Source organism: Chitinimonas sp. (assembly GCF_041904975.1).
Lineage (GTDB): Bacteria > Pseudomonadota > Gammaproteobacteria > Burkholderiales > Chitinimonadaceae > Chitinimonas.
Genome location: NZ_JAYRLZ010000296.1, coordinates 1 through 1962 on the forward strand (window position 1 = coordinate 1; position 1962 = coordinate 1962).

4 protein-coding genes are annotated in these 1962 nt (G+C 60.3%); all 4 read right to left on the reverse strand.

Annotated features, from left to right (window positions below; genetic code table 11):
• Positions 1-77: 77 nt before the first annotated feature.
• Positions 78-320, reverse strand: a complete 243-nt coding sequence (locus ACE3OH_RS19275) for a hypothetical protein (RefSeq protein WP_374357011.1) — start codon at positions 318-320, stop codon at positions 78-80.
• Between the two features lie 10 nt (positions 321-330).
• Positions 331-831 carry a siphovirus Gp157 family protein gene (locus tag ACE3OH_RS19280; RefSeq protein ID WP_374357013.1) on the reverse strand — a complete coding sequence of 167 codons (501 nt, stop codon included), beginning with the start codon at positions 829-831 and terminating at the stop codon, positions 331-333.
• A 190-nt stretch (positions 832-1021) separates the two neighbouring features.
• The gene (locus ACE3OH_RS19285; RefSeq protein ID WP_374357016.1) at positions 1022-1309 is read right to left on the reverse strand and encodes a hypothetical protein; all 288 of its coding nucleotides are present in this window, start codon (positions 1307-1309) and stop codon (positions 1022-1024) included.
• A gap of 141 nt (positions 1310-1450) precedes the next feature.
• Complete coding sequence (locus tag ACE3OH_RS19290; RefSeq protein ID WP_374357018.1) at positions 1451-1729, reverse strand: hypothetical protein; 279 nt, start codon at positions 1727-1729, stop codon at positions 1451-1453.
• Positions 1730-1962 lie beyond the last annotated feature (233 nt).

The window sequence follows — 1962 nt, forward strand, 5'->3', positions numbered from 1 at the left end:
CGTTTCAGCCGGCTTGGGATTGCGCATGCTGTAGCTTTTGCCCGTGCCGCTCTCGCCCAGGATGATGGTGGCGATGCTCATGCCGGCACCTCGCCGCCGTATTCGCGCGACAGGCGAACGCCCTCGTCCCAGCCGGCAAACCACGCATCGGCATCTACCGTACCCATGCTGTAAGGCGGAGCAAACGGGGCGGCGGCAATGCGGTTGCTCAGCGCCGCGTGGACGCCTTCACGGTATTGGCGGCTGCGCGGATCGCGCGCCACGTTCGGGCCAAAGGCCCGCGCATACAGCTGCTCTACGACTGCGGTCAAAATGGTCATGGCAGGCCCCTTACTTGATTTCCAAGCGCTGACCACGCGCCATGTGACAGCCAGGCACTTCGCGGCCGGCCTTGAATGCTTCGGCGATCAGCTTTTTGTCTGGCTGAGCTGGTGGCGGCTCAGGCGTGCGCATGAACTCGGCCGGAATCTGGCTGGCCGCATCAATCACCACGCTCGCCGGGTTATCGCGGATGGCCAGCTTGAAATAGGGGCATTCGATCTTGCTGATGCCGGTGGCCAGCATGGCGCCCTTGAGGTAGTCGCTCATGCGGTCAATGCGCCCCTCGATGGCACGGCGACGCTCAGCCATTTGCTTTTCAGCAGTCTTGATCGCATCGGCTGTGGCTTCGAGATTTCGGATAAACATAGCGACGTTGGTCGCCTTCACTTCGACTTCACCGGCCAGCCCTTCAAGGGTGTCGGCAATCACCTGATCTGGCAGGTCAAGGTCGGCTAGCTTTGCAGCGGCCTCTTGGTATTCCTTGGCTAAAACGTACAGGGAGGTATTCATTTGTCTCTCCAACGGTTAGAACTGAATTCGGGTATTGCGGCGCTGCGGGCGGGGTGCCGGGCTTTCGCGCTCTATCAGGGCAAGAGCCGCATGGGTAAGTACCTGGCTCTGCGGTCTGGTGTCGCCCGCCAGCACCGCGCCTCGATCTTCTCGAACGGTGCGCCATGCGACGCGCCAAGCTCGGCGTGCCTCAGGTTCCGTAGGTGTCGTGACGGAGGCTGTTGGCGCTACGTGACTGCCGGCTGACCGGGCGCGGCGGGCCTTGTAACTGGTTTTCCAGCATTCGGCGCTCGGTGTTACGCAGCTCTGTGCAAAGCCGTTCGATGCGGCGTTCGATCTCGCGGGCTTCGGCTCGCTGCTCGTCGGTAAATCGGCGGCAATGCTGCTTGGCGATTTGAGCGATCCGCTCAGCGCGGAGCCGGGCAAACTCAGCATGGATCGTTGCGAATGGGTCATGGCCGCGTGCCTCAGTTGCCATGGCCGCGAGCCAAGCACTCTGCGCAGCGCCAGACGCTGACGTAGCCGCCAATCGTGTCGATCCATCGACCACCGCCAACAGGCTGCACGGAGCCACAGCCGCCGCAATGACGGGTTACGCGATAGGGGTTCTGGGAGTAGTTCAATTGCCGATCCTCCCCAGGGCGATATCGACGATGCGGTCAATGTCGAGGGAGGCGACGCCCAGCTCTTCGAGCCGCGCCGGGTCGCCAATGAGCGCGCCTTCGTCAATCAGGCGAGCGAGGTCGCGGCCGGCGTTTTGGCGAGTTGCTGTGATATCGAGCTGGTGGAGCTCATCAATAACGCAGCTGAGGTGGTGGGCGATGTTTTGGACCGCAGCAGCAGTTGTGTCGCTGTGCCGGCTTGCGGAGAAGCGCGCTTGAGGGGTGGCAGTAGTCATCACGTTTCCTTGTTGGAGCGTGATGACAGATTAAACACAGCTTGATTTTAAATCAAGCTAAATTCAGCCAAAGATGTGAAAAAAGTTTAGTCAAACTTTATTTAGGCTGTACGAAGGAACTTCTTCACTTGTACAACCGTGTCGCGTTCGGTGCAGGCCGTTGCCGGCATGTGCAGCTGATTGCCAAGCTTGGTTACAAGCAATGCGAAGCGAGAAGAGAAGTTCTCCGCGAT